Source organism: Pontibacter sp. 13R65 (assembly GCF_047525655.1).
In the GTDB taxonomy this organism is placed as follows: Bacteria; Bacteroidota; Bacteroidia; order Cytophagales; family Hymenobacteraceae; genus Pontibacter.
In genome coordinates this window covers 521,066-541,713 of sequence record NZ_JBLIQL010000001.1, presented here as the reverse complement: position 1 = coordinate 541,713, position 20,648 = coordinate 521,066, and the positions used below count along the sequence as shown (strand labels likewise).

Here is a 20,648-nt window from a genome sequence, read left to right as displayed (position 1 = left end):
TGGAAGGCTGATTCAGAAAATGAAACTTTCCTGGTGATTTGGTCCTGTGGAGGACTGGGGTTAAAAGGAGCCTGATGAAGTTAGCCGTACTTTTTTATGCTAACTTACATTTGTTATTTTATATACAACAAATGTAATAACTATCTTTTAATGAATATCCTGCTGTGTCCTGCATGGCACTAAACTCTATTCGAAAATCATACATGTTCGGCATTCTCGCGGCACAAAACGCCTAAAACAGGTATAAAAAAGATACTTAATTATAGCCCCTCCTTAGGATATAACAGCAGGTTTTATATCCTAAGCTTTTGCTTTTACACGACAGATCTAGAAAAGGGTATCAGATGAGTGTATTTGTTATTATTCTGAATTTTCGGCACACAAGATCTCTCCCCCGGCTTCATCCGCTCCATTCATGAAGGGACAAGCGGTGTCACTTTTTAGATCATGCTGGTAGAGAATGGCTCACGAGAGTGCAGCTCTATGCGGTTTAACCTAGGATTCCTCTAACAGTACTAATCTTTTGGCTTACCTATAAAGTTGACCAAATCTTTAAAAATCTGTGGCACTGTGTTTATGCGATCGAGAAATCCAGGATCTTCTTCTGCAATAAAATAAGCAAAAGAATACGCATTTCTGCCACAAAGAGTGGCATATAGGGCTGCTGAACTTAAGAAGACATAAAAGTCTAGGTTCTTTATTGAGGCATCCGCGGCCAAAAGTTCCAAGCTCTGTTTCTGACCTATTTCAGAAATAGCTATTGCCTTCTTTGATGTAGAAAGGACCTTTTTTAGCTGTGCTAAACGATCTGGATTCCGATATTGCTTGGGATGAAACTTAATATATAGCCTTTCAATTCCATACTTCGCGAAGTAATCTAATGCCTTCTGCAACGCATTTAAAAAAACTTTCTCACGAATCACACCATAATCTAATAAAGAATCAAGTATCAATACTGCTTGCTTATTTGTAGATGACTCATCGGCTACTGTGCCAAATGGGAAAGGAAGTATATGTCTGTTCCTGAATCCAGGAAAAGCTTTTGGGTGAATACCGTATACAGCTTCATATCCCGATTCCATGAAGTATCTTTTTTGTTTTAGCCTCCGGCCAAAATTCGCACGGATCAACAATTCATAAAACATACTTCGGCGGCCAACCGGGGGGCATATTACCTTGTTGATGATATCAAAAGTATAGTAAGAATAAAGTCCTTCCTCTATCAAGGAGTAGCCTTGGCACTTCGCGTGACTAAGAATCAGCTTTATGAAATCCAAACCAGTCTGATTAGTATAAAGATGAAATTTGTCTCCATTATTCAACTTAAAGAGGAAGGCATCAAATTTTCTTAGTTTACTCCAACTTTTCCAAAATTGCCTTTCTAAAAAAAATGTATTGTGAGGATAATGATGATAGGGAAGATGAACTTCAGTGCCCGCTTTTGAATTGGTAGAAGGCTCAAAACCTCTTCCATACATAAATACACAATCAGGAAAAGGAATTTCTTTATACTTAACAATCTCCAGACTTACATAATAAGTTATATAACTATGTATATAAAATAGGTGTTTCATACTGCATTTGTTCTCCTCTGCAATACATAGATACTTGTTATACCAACAACAGAAATAGCTATTGTCACTAAAACTTTATAAAGAAATGCAACCGTCACTAAATAGTACACCATTACCAACAACAATATATTAAGGCTTAACCATAGCATCGGATAGAAATTGATCAAAGCACTTTTTTTATATTCTTTAAGGTAAAACCCTCCATACCCCATATACATTAAACATGCAAAAGTGGTAAAAGCTGCAGCTTTATATCCGTAAATAGGGACTAGTAAAAAGTTTAATATTACGTTTACGACTCCCGCCACAGTTGATATTTTCCAAAATTTATCAGTATGCTCCAGGTAATTTAAATGATTGATAACTGCTAAGTACAAAGGCCTAAAATTGTACCCCATCAGAATAACAATTGCTATCGGATATGCCTGCTGTAGCGAATCATTTTTTATTAAAACTTTAAACACCTCTTTCATCCAAATACAAGCTAAAGATGTAACCACCATAAAAAGTGTTTGTAATGAAAAGGTAATACGTCGAACCTGGTGTGCAGCCTCTTTATCTCCTTTGCGGGAATAGTACTGCATGTAAATAGGCGTTGCCGCCTGCACAACAGCACTGCTGGCAGAGGCAAAGTAGCTACCGAAATTGGAGGCGACATTATACAATCCAATCTTTGGCAGTGCCACCCGGAGCATCCCCATTACAAGTTTATCAGAAGTATCTAATAGAAAAAAAGACATATGATGGGGAATAACAGGAATAGAAATTCGTAACGATTTTTTGATCCTGTTCCATTTAAAATTAAAGATTGGCCATAAGTGCTCCGAAGCATAAACAAAATAGGCATTGAAGAGAAAGCCTACCACTGTGCCGAAAAACTGTCCGTAGAACCAACCTAGATAGCCTAATTTTAAGTAGCTTATGCTGTAAACATTAACAGCCAGTACAACAAAGCCTACAACGAACGAGCGAATAGCAATAGGTAATGGTCTTTGCGAAAGTTGGAAAAATACATTCGATTGTACTTCTGTAGCTGAGAAAAACATGACTGGCACTGCAAAAAGTAGCGCTATCTGTATTTTGTTGCCTACTGCCCCAACGGGCACCACTAAATAAATGACTAAAGCCAAAAGCAAACCGTAGAGTAAGGTCCAGATAGAAATAAATCCATGCAACTGCCGCCAAATCCATTTGTATCGTAAGGGATGATTCACAAATGAATTGACCATAACCACGGCCAGTCCTAAATATTGTAAAAACCCTAAACCCGCTACTAAAGCTACCACTACTCCTGCAATACCATAATCTTCAGTGGTTAAATGCGGCGTAACAATTGGCAGTGTAAGCACCCCCGCTAACCTGGGCACTTGGGCCGCCAAGCCATAAATGGCCGCATCTGATAGTAATTTTCGAAGCATCGCCTAAAATTAAACTATAATTTTGGTGACTGTACAAAAAAATATCCACATTCTCCTTGTGCGATATTCATAGCTATCGAAAAAAATTGCACCAATTTGTATTGAACACTGTTGCTTTCGGGAGCAGAAAAAGTAAGTGAGAAATCAAAAGCTCAAAATTTTAGTATATTTGTTAATTATCAAAAAAAGAAAACAACCGTTAGCCTGGCTAATATATAGGAGATATAATTGTGGGATGTAGTTCATGTTCTAGTGGCGGATGCGGCTCCAAGAGCAGCACCGCTGATAGCAGCCCAGCCGGCTGCAAAAGTAACGGAGGTTGCAGCACAGGAGGTTGCAACCGGCTAAACGTGTTTGATTGGCTAAGTGATATGGACTTACCAACAGCATTTGAGGAGTTTGATATTGTAGAAGTACGCTTTAAAGGTGGTCGCAAAGACTTTTTCAGGAATCCGAATCGGGTAGAGCTCATTACAGGCGACCCCGTAGTGGTAGATGTGCCAAACGGGCACCACATAGGCCATGTGTCTTTGAAAGGCGAGTTGGTGCGATTGCAAATGCTGAAGAAGAAGGTCGATAATAACGAGGAAATCCGAAGCATTTACCGGGTAGCCAACGAGCGCGACATGGAGAAGTTTAATGAAGTGCGCGACCTCGAAGGCACTACCATGTACCGTGCCCGTGAAATCATTCAGGACCTGCGCCTCAAAATGAAGCTCTCAGATGTCGAGTACCAGGCCGATAAGTCTAAGGCTACCTTCTATTATTCTGCCGACGACCGTGTAGACTTCAGGGACTTGATTAAAAAACTAGCTGAGGAGTTTAAGATCCGGATTGAGATGCGCCAGATTAGCCTGCGCCACGAAGCGGGCCGACTGGGAGGAATAGGCTCCTGTGGCCGCGAGCTTTGCTGCTCTACCTGGCTCACCGACTTTAAAAGCGTGTCTACCACAGCTGCTCGTTACCAAAACCTTTCGCTTAACCCAAGCAAACTCTCGGGGCAATGTGGCCGCCTGAAATGCTGCCTGAATTATGAGTTGGAAACTTATATGGTAGCCTTAAAAGACATACCTACTGTTTCCCGGCCACTTCAGACAAAGCAAGGCGATGCAATCTTGCAGAAAACTGACATATTCAAAAAGATGATGTGGTTTGGCTTCAGGGGCGACAATAACTGGTATCCGGTGCCGGCTTCACGAGTACAAGAAATTCAGGAGCTGAATGCAAAAGGCACCGTGGTAGAATTCCTGCTACAGGAAGCACCTCCAGAACCAAAGCAAAACGAATTTGTAACGCAGGTAGAAGGTAACCTGGAGCGTCTTGACGACAAATTTAAATCAGGTAAAAAGAAGAAAAAGAAGAAAAAGAAAACGAATCCGGATGGTGCTGTTACGGCTAAACCGGCTCCTGCCTCCGCAGCAGAGCCCAGAGCAGCCGGCGAGCAACCACAACACCGTAAGCAGAAACCGTTTCATCAGAAAAACAGAAACAAAACTGAAGGTGGTAACGCTCCAAAACAAGCCGCTCAGCCTGTTCAGAATGCGCAACCGGCCCAAACTGCCTCCGGCGATGCTTCACAACAGCCGCGCAAGCAAAAGCCGCGAAGACCATTTAATAAAGGCAAAAAACCTGATCAACCAAAACCAGGCACCAATGCATAAACTTGCTTTATGGATGGCGGCTCTTCTGTTTTTTTCGCTGGCGAGCTGCGACCCGGCACGTGTATATGAGCAGAACGTAGATTTGCCGGAAGGCAACTGGTATGTAGACAATCACCAGGATTTTGAATTTCAAATCCAGGATACTACGCAGCGTTACGATATATATTTTAATGTGCGGTACTCGTTGTCGTATGAGTTTTATAACCTCTATATGCAACACCAACTTCTGGGGCCAGATAGTCTCCAGCACTCAGCGGCACTACATGAGCTAAAATTGTTAGACCCCAAAACAGGCAAACCACTAGGCAAAGGCTCTAGCAACATATTCGATCTGCAGGCTTTGGCCATAAAGGATGTGTCGTTTCGTAAAGTGGGAACTTACAAATTAAAGCTCACTCAATATATGCGCCGAGATCCTTTGGCTAACATACTGGCCGTTGGTGTTCGGGTAGCTCAAAAAAGCAAGTAGACAGAAGCCGTTAGACAGAAATTGTCTTTTGTCTAAATTTGTTGTCGGTCTTGTTTCATACTTACTGGTAATTAAAATCCACTCCATAAAAGCGCTGCGCCTTCTCTTTTGCAGAAGGTGCAGCGCTTTTATCTTTCCTTTTTCAAGCTATTTTTATGCTATTAAGAGTAATAATCCTGCTGCTGAAGCCTTGTTTTCTGCGGCCCTTCTGAATTAAAAAAAATCACCTTAACTCTCCACATCTCAAATACAACCTGCACGTACAAGGGTCATATTAAACAAACTAAAAAACATTCGGCACAACCAGGCCGGGTTAACACAAGCATGTTACGTTCCTATTTTTTTACAAGAAAAGTGGACGGAGAGAGTTACCAAATTGGTCACTTTTATGTGCAGAAGTGGCTATGCCTGGAAAAACCGAGTTGCAGTAAACCAAACAAAACCCTAAGTGCCATCCGTGGCAAAAATGCTTCGGAAGGCCTTTTTCATTTGAATAATTAGAACTGCACCTGCATGTCAGCATATGATGCTGCATTAAATTTTTTAAACACCCTTTGTATGAAACAGACTCTACTTATTGCAGGATCTATTTTAACACTCTTTTCCTTTTTACCGCTTATAAATTCTCCTTTATGGTGGATAAGGGTGCTGGATTTCCCGAGAGTACACGTTGCCTTGTTTCTAACCATCACTACGGTTTTGTTTCTGGTGTGCTATGGCGTTAGCAACACTCCAGAAATTGTCCTGGTGGCACTGTGGGGAGTAGCCATCTTAAACGAAGCCAGGTATATATTTCCTTTCACGCCCCTGGCTTCTATAGAAGCTCTTAAGTCTGAGGAAAAGCAGCCGCGCCACAGCTTCAACATTATGATTGCCAACGTGCGCATGACCAATACCAAATACCAAAAGTTTCTGGATCTGGTACTGGCCAACGACCCGGATATAGTGGTAATTAATGAACCAAATGCTGCTTGGCACGACTATATGCAAAAGGACTTAGAGACCAAATATGCATACTCTATAAAAAAACCGCTCGAGAATACCTATGGCATGATGCTCTACAGTAAACTTAAACTGCACGACAGTGAAGTCAGGTACTTAGTAGAAGACAGTATTCCTTCTTTTTATACAGTGGTGGAACTGCCGGGCGGTCCTAAGTTCGACTTTTTTACGGTGCACCCACAGCCCCCGCGCCTGATGAAAAACACCGAAACCAGAGAGGCTGAACTACTTATTGTGGCAAAGCAAGCTAAAGCGACCTCCTACCCCTCTATAGTTGCCGGCGACCTAAACGATGTTGCCTGGTCTGGCACCACTAAGCTCTTCAAGAACATAAGTGGCATGCTTGACCCTCGGGTAGGACGTGGATTTTATAATACCTACAACGCCTTTATTCCCTTATTCCGCTACCCGCTCGACCATATTTTTTACGACCCCACCTTCCGGTTGATAGATCTAAAGAGGCTGAGTAAATTCGGCTCTGACCATTTCCCAATTTTGATTACCCTCAACTATGAGCCACAGGAAGAGGCAGAGCAGGAACACCCTGTGGCTGCTCCGGAAGAACATGAGGAAGCAAGCGAACTGATTAAGGAAGGGCTGGAAAAAGGCGAAGAACTAAACCAGGAGAAAAGCGATCCGGATAAGACATAAAAAAACCCGCTCTATACATAGAGCGGGTTAAAATAGGTGAATGTTGCCCAGAAAGGGCAGTATATATCTTTAACTGGAGAAATTAGATTTTCTCTACGTTAATTGCATTCAGTCCTTTTTTGCCTTCTTTCAACTCAAAAGAAACACGGTCATTCTCACGGATTTCGTGGATCAAACCTGTTTGGTGAACGAAGATGTCTTGGTTGTTTTCGTCTGATACGATGAATCCAAATCCTTTAGACACGTTGTAAAATTTAACTTTACCTGTTTTCATGATAATAAATTAATTAAATAATGAATCAAAGGTAAAAATAACTTTCGAATTTCTTAGTATATGAAATAAAATAAATTAGACCTATATTGCTATTTCGTACATTCCTCATTTTTTCACATCTACAAGTAAATCAACCCCTTACAAAGGTATTTAAACAAAAAAAATAGCTAACATTTGTTCCATCAACAAATATTGGGTGTTTTAATAACTTACAGTCCCCATCCATTCCTCAATTTTCGGATCCTATAACCAAGGCGCACCTGCAGATTAAAAACCCTCTAATTTGTAGTTCGTATAGCAATAGTGGTCTGTTATCCTTAAAAAATAACAATAAGCCCCTTTTAAGGATTGTTCTACACTGATTAAGAAGTAAACCCAATATCACATTTGGAAAAACACCTACTATAAACAAACACAATTCTTACAAACCAAAAACTGAGGAGATCAGCACTATGAAAGACAACGAAAAAAACCAGAATCAAAACCCTTCATCCACTGAATCGGGAAGCGATTCCAATCAGGGGACTTCTTCTTCAAAAACAGACTTAAATATATCAGGCAGTAGCATGGGAGGAGGAAACCCTTCATCCACTACCGGCTCCGGCTTATCAGACCAAAGCACTTCTTCACTTTCAGGCACATCTTCCGGATCGTCGTCTGCAAATAAAAGCGGAAGCAGCAAATCTTCTTCACCAAGCTCTAATGCATCTGGTTCAAATGCATCGGGCTCTAATTCGTCAGGTTCTAAATCATCCTCGACTAAAGCAAAATCAGGCTCATCTAAAGATGCTAAAACATCCGACAATAAAAGCGGCAAAGCTACCTCATCTGGTGCGTCTTCTTCTAAATCGTCGGGCGGTTCATCGTCTTCATCTAATATAAACAACGACAGCGAAAACAGCAGCGACGATCAATCCCGAACCAGCTATGGCTCAATGAGTAGCAGTGGGCAAAACAGTGGCTCTCAGCAATACGGCCAGGAAGGCAGAGGCTCGCAGAACAGAGATTCGGACCAGGACTACAACAGCAGCAGCAACCAGGGCGGCAGAAGCGGCTATGGTAGTCAGGGAGGCTATGGCTATGGTTCGCAAAACAGCAACTATGGCGGCCAGAGTGGCTACGGCTATCAGGGCGACTATGGTTCCTCATCGCAAGGTGGTGGCATGCAACGTGGCTACGGCAACAGCAGTGGCTACAGTAGCAGTGGAGACCAAGGCAACTATGGCAGCCAGGGCAATTATCGTTCCGAAGAGAACAGAAGCTCTTATGGCGGTGGATACGGCTCAGGCAGTAATTTCAGAAACAGCAGCAACGATAACTTTGGCTCCTCTTCGAGGGGTGGCTACAACAGCGGCAGCTCACAAGAAGATTATGGGTCTGAAGGCGGCTTTAATTATGGCAACCAGGGCGGCATGGAAGGCAACCGCGTACGCTACCAAGATCAGGATTTCGGTGCATCCAGAGGAGGCATGCAAGGTGGCGACCAGGACAGAGAAGGCGACCGCCAGGGTGGCAACATCTATGGCGGAGCTTCCGGTGCTTTCGGTACACAAGGCAGCTCAGGCCAAGGCGGTTACGGTAGCTACGACAGCGGCCGAAGCGGTCAAGGCTTTAACAGCGGCGGCATGAGTGGCGGCGGTTATGCCGGCAGGTCGCACAGCAACGATAGCTATGACCAAGGCAACTACGGCTCCCGACGTGGTCAGCAACAAGATGAATATGGCTCCTCTTCCGGCAGCCGATACGGATCTTCCGGTAACTTTAGCGCAGGCGCAACCGGCGATTACAGCCAGGGTAGCCGCTATGGCGAAGGTGGTAGCTATGGTGGCGGTGGCTCCAGCTACGGCCACTCTAACTATGGTGGCTCGGGCCAGAGAGGCTATGGCAACAACAACAGCAATTTCGACTCTTTAGGCGATTATAGCAGAAACTCTTCTTCCAGAGGCATGAGAGAATATGACGATGACGATTTTGGATCATCAAGAGGTTATAACTCTCAGCGCAACATGCAGGGTGGCTATGGTAGCCAGGGTGGCCAAGGCTCAAGAGGCGGCTCTTATAACGATGAGTACCGTTCTTCGCGCTATGGCTCGCAAGGCAGCGACTACGGCCAGCCAGACTACGGTTCTGGTTCCAGATTCTCAGGCTCTAACGAAGGCAGAAACCATGGTGGCATGAGCGGCGGCTCAGGCTACGGTAGCTCAGGCTCCGGCTACGGTTCAACTTCTGGTTACGGCTCCGGATCAGGTTCATCAGGCTATGGCTCTTCCGGCTATGGTTCCGGATCAGGATCGTCTGGTTCTGGCTCAGGCTACGGCGGTTCCAGAAACAACTATGGACAGAGCGACTATAGCGAAGGGGGCTACAACCAAGGTGGCCGCGGTGGCGACCAAAGCCGTTATGGCTCAATGGACAGCCGCACTTCCTATTATAGCGACAACCAGGGATCCTCGTCGCGTGAGAACTATCGAGGCAGCCAGCAGGGCGGCCAGGGTAGCCAAGGTAATCAAGATCGTACCCGCAACAGCAACGACTCTGGCAATTTCCTGAGCAGACGCAGCGATCGCTACAGAAACCCTGACATGGACTAACAAGCACTGTTGTTAGTCATATATTTAAAAAGCCTCCTCCTGCTACAGGAGGAGGCTTTTTAATTGCCTCAACTTGGCTCCCAAGGCTTAAACATGCGTTTAAGACTCTGGAAGGCCATTTTCATTAGAATAATTGAAAGCTTATAAATATAAACTAGCATCTAGAGAAATACACGGGTACAGACCCTTTCCAGGTTCTAACCCAGAAATACAAATAAACTCATAGCCAAAGTTTCTGCTATTCTCTCTTCTTGAAGGAAACAACCCATAATTTTCCTTTTTCATTGCCTACCAGCACCTGCTCCCGCGACAAGTATAGCAAAGCTTCAGCCTGGCCAGTGCGGCCGAGCGGAAGACAATATCGCTGACCATCCAAAGATATTTTGCCTCCGCTTTCTAACCGAAACAGGTACAGGCGACCGTAGCCAAACAAAGCAAAACTTTCCTGCGTTTCTTCCTCTATATCTGCTGCCGTTATAGAAGAATGTAACCGTAATGCCTGCTGTGGCTGCAGGCTATAAGTGCCGCTTTGAGCTGGCATTTGATATAACCTGGTTTGCTTTTTAGAACTCACAGGCCAGCTTTTAGAAAAGAGATGCAGCGAATCGTTGTGATAAAAAAAGGCTTCCATGTCGAAGTGGCGCTGCCCTCGCGGGGGCGGAAATTCTAACTGATCTGCAAAACTAATTTGAATGGTATCTGGCTGCTGCTCTGCTTCTGGCTGCACCCGGTATATGCGCAGGTTTCGCCTGGTGTTGTTGTTATTGCCGAAGTCGCCTATAAACAGATTGCCCTCTTTATCCTGCGCCAGCTCCTCCCAGTCCTGGTTGCGGAGCGGCAGTTGTATAGTTTGTAACAGCTCGCCAGTCAGGTTAAACCGGTAGAGTTCACCAGGTCCGCCGGCATCGGAGTGGGTCCAAAAAGTGGAGTCGGAGGCGCGGGCAAATCCGGAACTCTCCGAAATACTTTTGTCGAGCCGGCCAACCCGTTGCACTTTTACTTTATAATCCTTCCGAAGCCGCACAAAATCATTATTTACTTTATCGGGCACGCAGCCACAAAAAAGACTCTGCACATATACGTAAATCGCAAAGAGCTTTACAATAATGACTTCTTTCATGAGGACTAACTAAGATCTGGTAGCTCTTTCGCTGCTATCCCCAAATATAAAGATTCCTGCGGTGTATTAGCCCCATGCAGGCTGAAATAGCTAGAATCGCCCTAGTGCTCAGTCGAACTACAAATGCTCTGGAAGGCCTTTTTCATTTGAATAATTGCTTTCTATAACCGAAACCGAGCCTTTAGAACCAACAGGTCAGATTAAAATTATTGTAATGAAAATAGCCTTCCGGAGTACTTTGCATGAAAGGCAGCAGTATTTCCAAAAACACAATGGCAGCTACCACTCCCCCAGCCGTTCTACCACCGCCTGCGGAGCTGCCCAATACTCCCGGCTATACACCTTTTGGTAAGGCCAGGCGCGTGCCTGCAGCAGCCGGGGCACATCGGCATGGCTCTGCCGCACCGAAAGTTGGCCGTAGTACAGGTCATCATCGGTGAGGATGAGGCCTTTTAGCTGCGACTGCTGCAATACTGTAAGGTCTGCGAAAGGAAAGTTGCTTTGGATTGTTTTGCCCTGCTGCTCCACCCCTACCGCTTGCTGCAAAATATTTTTGAGCAAGACCGTATGATACGGTACAAAAGCTTGCTTAGGCTCATATCGGAACTGCCCCTGGCTCACCTGCCGGGCATAAATTAGGTACGCTTTCAGCAGCTTCGGCCCCGGGTGCAGTGTTTGCTCCACCTGCAGTTGCTCGGGCAGAAGGCTGCTGAGCAGCACGATTTTCTGCCGCGCCCTTGTTACCGCCACATTTAATCGGTTTTCGCCACCGGCCTGGTTCAGGCTGCCAAACTGCATCGCCACCTTACCCTGCGCATCCGGGGCGTATCCCACCGACAAAATAATTACATCCTTTTCATCGCCCTGAATATTTTCGATGTTCTTTACCAGGACTGATGGAGGTACCACCAGCCCCTTCTGATAAGCCGTATCTTCTAACAGATCCTGCACCAGCATCTGCTGCGCGTAGTTAAACGTGATAACGCCTACCTCCTGCTGTCCCATCTGCAGGTAGTCCAGCACCAGGCGCACGACCTCCTCCGCCTCGGGCAGGTTAGCGTTGTCTTGCCACACGCCCGGCACATGCCGGAACTCGACTGCCGGCGGTGCGGCTACCATGTCGGCAAAGTGCGGCACCAGTTCCAGTTTCTGCTTGTAAAAATGACGGTTCGAAAACTCAATCAGTTCGGGGTAGCGGCTGCGGTAGTGCTGGGTGAGCATAGTCTGGGGCAGGTACAGGCCGCAAAGCTGCAGCAGCGATTCGGCAGTCAGTTCTTCAGCTTCCTCCTCTTCGGGGTTCCAGCGGGCACGGTACAGATCCGATGGTTTTAGCTGCTGCTCATCGCCAGCAACCACCACCTGCAGCCCCCTTCTGATAGCCGGGATACCTGTTTCGGCAAAGCACTGCGACGCTTCATCAAAAATAACCAAATCGAAGAGCGGCTGCAGCGGCAACACAGCAGACACCGTTTCGGGCGAGGCCAGCCAGCAAGGCATTAAATTCAGCATCTCCTCCCCAAACTGCTCAAACAGCTTCCGGATCGGGTACAGGCTCCGTTTTTTGTTTACCTGCGCCTGCAGCCGACGGTAAGTTACGGCATTGCCGAGGCGGTTATACTCCATGTGTTGGTAGGTCTGTTCCCGCAGCTTCGACAGCACGATTTCCTGCGTGAGGCGGGCTTTCTCGGCTAGCTGGCGTTGGAGTTCCTCTTCCAGCCACTGTAGCTCCCCATTAGAAGGCATTCGCAACTCCGGCTGCTGTTGCTCCAGTTCGTGCAGCCAGGCCAGGTAGAGGCTATTCAGAAAGAGCTCTTCTCCTGCTGCGCCAGCAGGCACCTTGTGCGCCACCAGCAGCTTTATCACCGCCTGCTCCTCTTCCGAAAACCCAGCCCACAAGGTATCGTAAGACACCAGCTGCTCGAAATGCTGCTGTAGTGCCTGCAATAACTGCCCGGCATAAGCCTCCTGCGCCGCCAGCTTTTGCACCTGCGGCTCCGGCAGCCATTTCAGCCAGGTTTTGTAGCTTTTGTTCACTTTGTTGATGAGCTGCGCCAGCACCTCCAGGTGCTCCGACAGGCTTACCTCCTGCCAAATACGCTGGTGCAGCACCACTTCTTCCTGCAACTCCTGCAGTAAGTTATATACATCTAATGCCTGTTCCAGTGCCTCTAGTTTCCGCAGCACTGGCGTAGGATGTTCCTCTATTTTAAGCAAAACCGGCACCTGGTTATTGAGCTGATGCATCAGGTGTTCAGCCTTTTGTCGTTGGGTCAGGCGCTCCTGCAATTGAGCTATATGCGCCTCGTTCAGCTCCCAGTTATACCGCGCCAGCGCCTGCTTCAGTGTTTTTTTATCTGGGGAAAAGACCCAACCGATGCTTTTCAGCAGCTGCCCCTGTTGCGCCTCATATGTCTTTATCGCTGCCTGCACCGTCTCCAACTGATCGGCAGGAATGGTGGCATCGGGTGCCGGACATACCTGATACATTTCGTAGAGCTGCTGCGCCTGGCGCTTCAGTTCTTTTGTGTTCAGCTTAGCGGTAAGCAGCGGGTGCAACAGCGGCAAAATGGCATCAGGCTCTTTCAGCAGCTCGCGGAGCGCCGTAATAGTTGGGAGCGCCTGGTTAAGCTTAGGGAGGTCGTGTAAAGAAAAGGCATAGCCGCTGCTTTGGCCAATCTCCTGCTGTAGTTGCCGGTAATTTTCTGTAAAGGATGAGATGTGTTGCTCCAGCTCCTGCCGCTGCGGCCATCCCCAGCCTTGCATGCTGTGCCGCTCCTTCAGCACAAAATCTGGCTGCTCGAACACCTGCGCCTGCTGCAGGTACTGCTTCAGGCGAGGAAGAAAATCGGGCATGGTGGCAGCTGTAAAGCTTTTAAAATGGGCCCCCAGCGAGAGGTGCGGCTTGCTGAGGCTGCTTTTCAAATACAGTTCTTTGGCCGACCAGCCACAGCGACTCACATCGAACAGCGCCTCTTTAAATGCCTCCAGCTTTTGCATGCTTTGATTTATACTCCGGCCCACTTCCAGAAAAGCGCGGTCGGTGTAGATGCTGTTGAGGGCAAGGTTTTGTTTTTTATATTCCTCCAGCTGCTCTGTCTGCTGCGCCAGCTGGTTGTAAATGCTGCGCCTGTCGGTGTTGATGTCGTGTACGAGGGCGGCAAAATGCCCCATACCACCAGTACTTAGCCGCTGGTGCACCACATCGAGCGCCGCCCGCTTCTGGCTCACCACCAGCACCTTTTTGCCCCGCGCCGTAAAATCCGACACCAGGTTGCAGATAAGTTGCGATTTACCTGTTCCCGGCGGCCCCTGCACCACCACCGAGTCGCCACTTTTTACGCGCTGCAGGGCCGCCTCTTGCGAGGCATCCATCTCGAACATGGTAAACGTATGCTGCGCCTGTGTGCTGGTGCTTCTGACATCCTCTGAGGCCACAAATAAATCTTCCATCTCCTGCCATTGCTCCTGCTCCAGCATGGCATCGTAATCGGCCAGCAGAAAGGAGGCTGCCTGCGGGAAAACACCCAGCACCGCCTCCTGCTCCAAGTACAGTTGCCCCGGCTTCAGTGTTTCCTCAAAATCTGCTTTTTTGAAGTCTCTGAAAGGAATAAGTTTATCGGTGAAGAACTCGCGGCCGGTATATACTTTTAGTTGGTGCTCTTTCAGCAGCTCGTAGATAGCCGTACGGAAGGCCAGTGGCTCCTGTGGCAAGGTATCCAGGTCGAGCTCGGTGAGCGGTTCTACCAGCGGGGTGCCCATGTAGTGCGCGTAAGCTAGCAGAAAGCTCTGGTTCAGTTGCGCCTGCTGTGTTTCGTCAGGTTGCAGTTCCCAATCCTGCGCTGCATTTACCTGCAGCCGCACCGGGAAGAACAGCAACGGACATCGCACCACGGTGCCATCAGGGAACTGACCGTGCACGAAGGGCCAGCCGACATACAACTCTTTGCTGCCGCGCTCCTCAAAAATCATCTCTGCTTTACGCCTGATGTTGCGCAGCCTCCTGCTAACCGGTGCCACAGGGGCGTAGCGGCTGTCGGCATAAGGGCAGAGCGTCATTTTCTTTTTGCCACTCAGCAAACTTTGAATAATATGGAAGGCAGGTTGGCTATTCAGAAAATCCAATTCCTGCACATCGAGGTGCTGTTCTTTGGATAGGCGCAACAACACCAGTGCCCGGTTGCTGGAGCTCAGGTTTAAGAGGCGGCGACGATAGTTTTTAAGGATATGTTGCATGCTATAAATTACCGCTCTGCATTACATACTAGCAGCAGGAGAGGGTGTAAGCAAGATAGCAGGAAAATGATTGAGTTGGAAGAAGGAATTATAACTCAAAACTTATAAATTCAATATATCCTTGCATTTGTCAGGATCAAGAAACGTACTTCACAGCACATCATGCTTACTACATTACTTTCGGCAGTTGTATTTTTTATAATACAACTAATTGCACCTCACAAGGCCAAGCCCATAACAAATTATGATAAACTTATTCTTGTAAATAGGTACAAGTACAATATTCTTGAAGTTTTCTCACTTATCCCCCTCTTCCTATTTGTAAGCTGGATCTGCTACTTTGTCTATTTACTAGGAAATGATATACAGCATTTCTTTACGAAGGATAGAATAGTCGATTTTGGAATTTACCCATCAAATGATTTCTGGTTAGTGATTGGCTTGTGCTTTGGCTGTGGCTTGATAATACCACCAATGAATTTACTATATCGCATCCTGTTACAGGATGAATATGAAGCTTACCTTGAGTATACTAATAGAAAACATGGTTATGATGGCTTTGCCATTTTGCGGCCTTTATGTGCTTTGTGTACAGCAGCTGGTATATGCTTTTCATTCTTGGGCTTGAACTGGTATGTTGAAGTAAAAGAGAACAGCATTATACTAAATGACTTCTTTCAGCTTCAGCCAGACCAATATCAGGTACAGGACATTCAGTCGATTACGCACTACAACAAAATATTAAACTCAAAAAATGAGGAAGTTGAACGTCCTCATTATGCCATTGTTTTTAGCAATGGGAAAACCTGGCATACACACACATCTTTAAATACAGCTGCCGACACAACGTACGAGGCCATTGTAAAACACCTGCTTGAAAAAGCAGAAGTACCTCTCATTAAACAGAAGATAGATAACAATTGGTAAGGATAGCACAATGAATTATATATTTCTAGACTTTTAGGCTTACTCACTAATGCCTAAGCCCTGCCATATGGCAGCTTAACAGCCTGAAGTTTTATTTAAACCACCTTTAGGTTATAATTTAAACACAATTCCCACTCCTTTAGCTTTTGTAAATATTCTCAAAAATGATTTAGCACCTTTCGCAGCAGCACCTATACTTGTACCTGTAATTTAACCAACTAAAACCAAAAGCAATGGCAACAGGTTATGCAAACAAATCGACTGTAGAAGAAATAAGGAAACGGTTCGATCATGATGTGGAACGTTTCGCTAACCTCGACACGGGCCAACAGTCTACGCTGGATGCGCCGCTGACGCTGGAGCTGATTACATCGGCTGCGCAAAGTGTAAACCCCAAAGCCACTGCTATGCTCGACCTGGGCTGCGGTGCCGGCAACTATACCCTCAAAATACTAAGCAAAATCCCAAACCTGAGCTGCACGTTGGTAGACCTTAGCCTGCCGATGCTGCAGAAAGCACAGGAACGTGTGGCTACGGAAACTACAGGAGAAGTCAGGATTATTCAGGCAGATATGCGTGACCTCAATTTAGCAGCAGAACACTATGACATTATTCTAGCCGGAGCGGCACTGCACCACCTCCGCGACGATGTCGATTGGGAAATGGTATTTACTAAGCTATATAAAGCCCTGAAACCTGGCGGCAGCTTCTGGATTTCGGATCTGGTAAGCCATGAGGTGGAGGAAGTGGATGGCATGTTCTGGAGCAAGTATGGCGACTACCTGGAAACAGTAGGTGGAGCTGCTTACCGGGAGCATGTATTGGCTTATATTGAAAAGGAAGACTCGCCGCGGCCAGTTAGTTACCAGCTGGAACTGATGAAGCAGGTTGGCTTTACCAGAACAGAGGTGCTCCATAAGAATCTTTGCTTTGCTGCTTTTGGAGGTGTGAAGTAAGTTGTTAGTTGTTTGTCATTTGTTCAAAATAGTTCAGCAAACATAGGTGCAGCAACAACAGGCAGTTTAGTTCAACTGAAATAATCTTTTAATAGCTTCTGCAGTTGCTGATTCTGCAGAAGCTTACCTTATCTCATAATTTAAGCAATTCTTAATTAATCCTCTGGCTGCTACCTTCAGGCTGTTTCCTTCGTACCAGAAAGACACTTATTCTCTTCTAAAGAAGCTTATTTATTTGGAAACAATATGGCAAAGAAGGTGCCTACCCAACAGCTAAATTTATTCCCTGCTGGTCCGAAGCTGCCAACGCACGAACAGGTATCGGCTGGCGGTGTAGCCTACCGTACAACTAACGCGGGCACAGAGGTCGCCCTTATCTCTGTTGGCTCGGGAAAACGTTGGCAACTCCCCAAAGGTCTGGTTGACTCACGCGAAACACCCGAAGCAACCGCTGTACGCGAAGTGCAGGAAGAGGCTGGTATTGCCACCAAACTGATTCAAAAAATTCATACGATCGAGTACTGGTACGTAGGCAGCAAGGGCGGGAAGAAGGTCCGCTTTCATAAATTTGTGCACTTCTTTCTGCTACAGTACCTTTCAGGTAAAACAGAAGACCATGACTGGGAGGTAAATGAGGCGCGGTGGGTACCGCTAGATCAGGCTAAAACGATGCTGGCCTTTAGGAGCGAACGCGACGTGCTGCAAAAAGCTGCCATTTTGCTGAAGCAGCAATAAAATAGGTAAGGAAAGAATTGCCATTAATGCTGTTATGATAATTATGCTGCTTGAGACCTTACTTCTTTGATGTTTAATTAGATATACTAACTGCTTTCTTTTGAAATTCATTTGTTTGTAGTTGCCGTAACATGAATTCCGCAACATCAGCCCGTGCTATTTTGAGGTTGAGCTTTTTGAAATCTCCATCAAAGCCAATTTTATACCCGTTTGTAATTACACCGTCTGTTAATGCACTTGGTCTAACGATTGTATAATCCAGGTTACTGCGCAGTATGTATTGTTCCTGCAACTGGTGGTCTTGAAATGCTTTTTTTAGCAACATCCCAAACATAATATGCTTCCAGATGAAGTTCAGGTTTCCATAGCTTTCGCCCATACCAAGCGTTGATTGGCAAATTAACCTTTTAAGACCTGCTTTATTCATTGCATCAATTATGTTTCGTGTTCCCAATGCTCGTACTTTGCCTACTTTTCCATCACCTAGTGCACACAAGACTACATCATGATTTTGTACAGCATTTTCTACCTCGCTTAGGTTCATTACATCACCTTTGCGAATAGAAAGATGGGCGTGTTGGAGATTTCTTATTTTTTCGGGATCGCGGACAAAGGCTGTTACTTCATAACCTTTTACTAATGCTTGCTTTACGATTTCAATACCAACAGTGCCTGTGGCACCAAAAATTATTGCTTTCATTTTATTCTATTTTTAAAGTTTATGATACAAAATTGCAAAAGGCAAACCTGATGAAATAGAATAAAAGCGACAGTCTTTTTATTTCTTAAATATTTTTGGTGTTTTGCCCGTAAAGGCTTTGAATACTCTTATAAAATGGGATTGGTCAGAGAAGCCGTTTTGATAAACGATATCGGTAAGCTTGGTATAATCCTTTATTGTAAGTTGTTCCAGCGAGGCCTGAAATTGAATGATTTTGGCAAATTGTTTAGGAGAAAGTCCTGTTTCATGAAGAAACCTACGTTCAAAAGTACGGATGTTAAGGTTTAACTTTTCGGCAACCAAACGCATGCTCTCCTGCCCTCTTGCTTGAATAATACTCTCTAAGGCTTGACGTATTTCAAAGTCAAGGTTTTGCTTTTTCTTTTCAAAATACAATAGAAGTAGCTTAGAAATAATCTCAATTTTTTGTTCCGTGGTTTTGCTGGATAATAACTTATTGGTAAGATCGGCAATGTTGACTCCCATAGCATCATCTAAATAATAACAGCTATCGTTGATGCTTTGTGGAATTACATTGAAAAAAGTTCTTATAACGAAAGGATAAAGCTAAAAAATGATAATGATATAGGCTCCAGATATCTCCAGTTCAATAGGTTTAAGAGTTTGCCCATAAAGAAAAATCTCTGGCATTCTCTTGTTGTGTGGATTTACGGCTAATCCGTTATCAGTTTTCTGAAACATCAATCCGGGGTAGCCATCTGCAAAGAATGGTAAATTGGTTTTTATGTTTCTATCTTCATTTTCAAACACCCATATATTCTTCACAAACAGTGAAATCGATGTGTCGGGAATGATGTTTTGAAAATTCATTTTACATTAAACACAAAGGTTTTAAAATTTCCGCTAGCATTTTACCGCTTTGCAAAGGCGGGGCTTTCAGCACAGAACTCAATTAGCTATACAGAGCCTGAATTTAGCACTTCACTGTCATAAATGGACGCTCTCGCTTTTGAGAAACGGCTGTTAGCGGTTCGGGCTTACATTTCATATTACCTTGATTGTGTTATTAATTCAAATTCCACTTCATTCTTATCCAGAACTTCATTTTTTTTAAAATCGAGTCTTTCAAGAAGTTTTATTGCCTTCTCGTTACCCTGACTTGTTAGCGCCCAGATTCGATTTAACCCAATATTCCTTATTCCAAATTCAATTGCTAATAACATAGCAGAAGTCATCAACCCCTGTCCACGGAATTGAGGCAATAAAACACAACCAAGTTCGCCTTTTCCTTTGTCAAAACCACGATAGTATCCGCAGGTTCCAACCATCTTGTTGGTTATATTTTCTACAATACCCCAATGAATTGAATTGCCGTCTTCATAGTCCCTATTGATTCTCGAGTTCATTTCTAATGCTTCTTCCAACGTTGTGGCTTGAACAGAGTCATAAAATGAAATTTCTATAAGATCGCTAATATCTGAATCCAGAATCTGTCGTAACGATATTTTGTCACTGGAAACAAACGGAAATTTATCATAAGGGGGAGTTTTGATTTGGCTCATTATTACGTTGTTATTTGACTTTTTTCGCTGTGTTCTTTTTTATCCTGAACCCTCATGGACTTGTGTAAATGATGGCTGGGCCGTCGGCAGTAGCTGACGGTTACACGTTGTTGGGTGCCGTGTTTTTATTTTCTCTATTTTTTATCTGTCTTCCAAACCAAATTCCGACCAACAATACTGGAAGTAGCCCGAATATTAACACCGAATACATCGGCTTAAATATATAATCGAAGAATGGGTTGCCTTGTGTTCCAATGTTATCAATACCTTCCGAATAAACCCTGTCCAACTTGCAAAGAATGTGGTGGTTAGTATGACTGCAGGCCCAACAAAAGTATCTGTCAGAATGTAATTTCATTTCTTTATTAGAATTAACTTCCCTGCAAGTTGTCCATATAAATGGCCACAGGCGAACATGATGAATACTCCTATCAAAATGTTCACCCAGTAATTAGTATCCGTAAACCAAGAGTATGCTTTAACAATACCTTTATCGGCAGAAATCATCAAAGTCATAATGAGCTGAGCAATTGCAACTCCCAGCCCAACCGCAATCAATCCTTGTCGGCTTCCTATTCTTTTTGCTTCAGTTGGAGTCATAGATTGTCAACTTGATTGGATTGAAACTTTTAACATACCACATAACTGTTGGGCTAAACTGTGGCACAGCTAAAGTTTAGGTGTGGTTGGTAGTAGTGATTAAATTATTTATACTTAATACGGCATCATAAACATTAAATATTTTGTAGTATATTTTTAAATATTAGATGATTCTATGGGTATCTGCAGATCA

General features: G+C 44.9%; 17 protein-coding genes. 7 read left to right on the top strand and 10 right to left on the bottom strand.

The window, feature by feature from the left end:
• Positions 1–515: 515 nt before the first annotated feature.
• Positions 516–1,574, bottom strand: coding sequence for a polysialyltransferase family glycosyltransferase (locus tag ACMA1I_RS02420; protein WP_337066644.1), 1,059 nt, complete (start codon positions 1,572–1,574; stop codon positions 516–518).
• The gene (locus tag ACMA1I_RS02415) at positions 1,571–2,992 is read right to left on the bottom strand and encodes a hypothetical protein (protein ID WP_337066643.1); all 1,422 of its coding nucleotides are present in this window, start codon (positions 2,990–2,992) and stop codon (positions 1,571–1,573) included. Before ACMA1I_RS02415 ends, ACMA1I_RS02420 begins: the two co-directional genes overlap by 4 nt.
• A gap of 371 nt (positions 2,993–3,363) precedes the next feature.
• On the opposite strand from ACMA1I_RS02415, the gene ricT reads away from it, so the two are divergent.
• The 3 genes from ricT to ACMA1I_RS02400 all read left to right on the top strand — a co-directional run bounded on the left by ricT (position 3,364) and on the right by ACMA1I_RS02400 (position 6,775).
• Positions 3,364–4,653, top strand: coding sequence for a regulatory iron-sulfur-containing complex subunit RicT (gene ricT / locus ACMA1I_RS02410; protein ID WP_337066642.1), 1,290 nt, complete (start codon positions 3,364–3,366; stop codon positions 4,651–4,653).
• Positions 4,646–5,122: a gliding motility lipoprotein GldH gene (locus ACMA1I_RS02405; protein WP_337066641.1), complete on the top strand. Its 477-nt coding sequence runs from the start codon at positions 4,646–4,648 to the stop codon at positions 5,120–5,122. Before ricT ends, ACMA1I_RS02405 begins: the two co-directional genes overlap by 8 nt.
• Positions 5,123–5,680: 558 nt before the next feature.
• Entirely contained in the window at positions 5,681–6,775 is a 1,095-nt protein-coding gene (locus tag ACMA1I_RS02400; protein ID WP_337066640.1) for an endonuclease/exonuclease/phosphatase family protein, read from the top strand.
• 82 nt (positions 6,776–6,857) lie between these two features.
• Here ACMA1I_RS02400 and ACMA1I_RS02395 read toward each other — a convergent pair whose 3' ends face one another.
• The gene (locus ACMA1I_RS02395; RefSeq protein ID WP_147923731.1) at positions 6,858–7,049 is read right to left on the bottom strand and encodes a cold-shock protein; all 192 of its coding nucleotides are present in this window, start codon (positions 7,047–7,049) and stop codon (positions 6,858–6,860) included.
• Between the two features lie 452 nt (positions 7,050–7,501).
• Between ACMA1I_RS02395 and ACMA1I_RS02390 the strand changes: the two genes are divergently transcribed.
• Positions 7,502–9,640, top strand: coding sequence for a hypothetical protein (locus ACMA1I_RS02390; protein WP_337066639.1), 2,139 nt, complete (start codon positions 7,502–7,504; stop codon positions 9,638–9,640).
• Between the two features lie 238 nt (positions 9,641–9,878).
• Here the strand turns inward: ACMA1I_RS02390 and ACMA1I_RS02385 are convergent, their stop codons facing one another.
• Both ACMA1I_RS02385 and ACMA1I_RS02380 read right to left on the bottom strand, forming a co-directional pair.
• Complete coding sequence (locus ACMA1I_RS02385; protein ID WP_337066638.1) at positions 9,879–10,760, bottom strand: hypothetical protein; 882 nt, start codon at positions 10,758–10,760, stop codon at positions 9,879–9,881.
• Positions 10,761–11,039: 279 nt separating this feature from the next.
• Positions 11,040–14,993, bottom strand: a complete 3,954-nt coding sequence (locus tag ACMA1I_RS02380) for an AAA domain-containing protein (protein ID WP_337066637.1) — start codon at positions 14,991–14,993, stop codon at positions 11,040–11,042.
• Between the two features lie 162 nt (positions 14,994–15,155).
• Between ACMA1I_RS02380 and ACMA1I_RS02375 the strand changes: the two genes are divergently transcribed.
• From ACMA1I_RS02375 to ACMA1I_RS02365, 3 genes are all read left to right on the top strand, one after another.
• Positions 15,156–15,920 carry a hypothetical protein gene (locus tag ACMA1I_RS02375; RefSeq protein ID WP_337066636.1) on the top strand — a complete coding sequence of 255 codons (765 nt, stop codon included), beginning with the start codon at positions 15,156–15,158 and terminating at the stop codon, positions 15,918–15,920.
• 233 nt (positions 15,921–16,153) lie between these two features.
• On the top strand, positions 16,154–16,876 hold the full coding sequence (locus ACMA1I_RS02370) for a class I SAM-dependent methyltransferase (RefSeq protein ID WP_337066635.1): 723 nt from the start codon (positions 16,154–16,156) through the stop codon (positions 16,874–16,876).
• A gap of 246 nt (positions 16,877–17,122) precedes the next feature.
• Positions 17,123–17,611, top strand: a complete 489-nt coding sequence (locus ACMA1I_RS02365) for an NUDIX hydrolase (RefSeq protein WP_337066634.1) — start codon at positions 17,123–17,125, stop codon at positions 17,609–17,611.
• Positions 17,612–17,684: 73 nt separating this feature from the next.
• Here the strand turns inward: ACMA1I_RS02365 and ACMA1I_RS02360 are convergent, their stop codons facing one another.
• From ACMA1I_RS02360 to ACMA1I_RS02340, 5 genes are all read right to left on the bottom strand, one after another.
• Complete coding sequence (locus tag ACMA1I_RS02360; RefSeq protein ID WP_337066633.1) at positions 17,685–18,311, bottom strand: SDR family oxidoreductase; 627 nt, start codon at positions 18,309–18,311, stop codon at positions 17,685–17,687.
• A 78-nt stretch (positions 18,312–18,389) separates the two neighbouring features.
• Positions 18,390–18,818, bottom strand: coding sequence for a helix-turn-helix domain-containing protein (locus ACMA1I_RS02355; protein ID WP_337066632.1), 429 nt, complete (start codon positions 18,816–18,818; stop codon positions 18,390–18,392).
• A gap of 81 nt (positions 18,819–18,899) precedes the next feature.
• Positions 18,900–19,163, bottom strand: coding sequence for a DUF6597 domain-containing transcriptional factor (locus tag ACMA1I_RS02350; RefSeq protein ID WP_337066631.1), 264 nt, complete (start codon positions 19,161–19,163; stop codon positions 18,900–18,902).
• A 179-nt stretch (positions 19,164–19,342) separates the two neighbouring features.
• Positions 19,343–19,855, bottom strand: coding sequence for a GNAT family protein (locus ACMA1I_RS02345; protein WP_337066630.1), 513 nt, complete (start codon positions 19,853–19,855; stop codon positions 19,343–19,345).
• A 354-nt stretch (positions 19,856–20,209) separates the two neighbouring features.
• Positions 20,210–20,455 carry a hypothetical protein gene (locus ACMA1I_RS02340; protein WP_337066629.1) on the bottom strand — a complete coding sequence of 82 codons (246 nt, stop codon included), beginning with the start codon at positions 20,453–20,455 and terminating at the stop codon, positions 20,210–20,212.
• Positions 20,456–20,648: the final 193 nt, after the last annotated feature.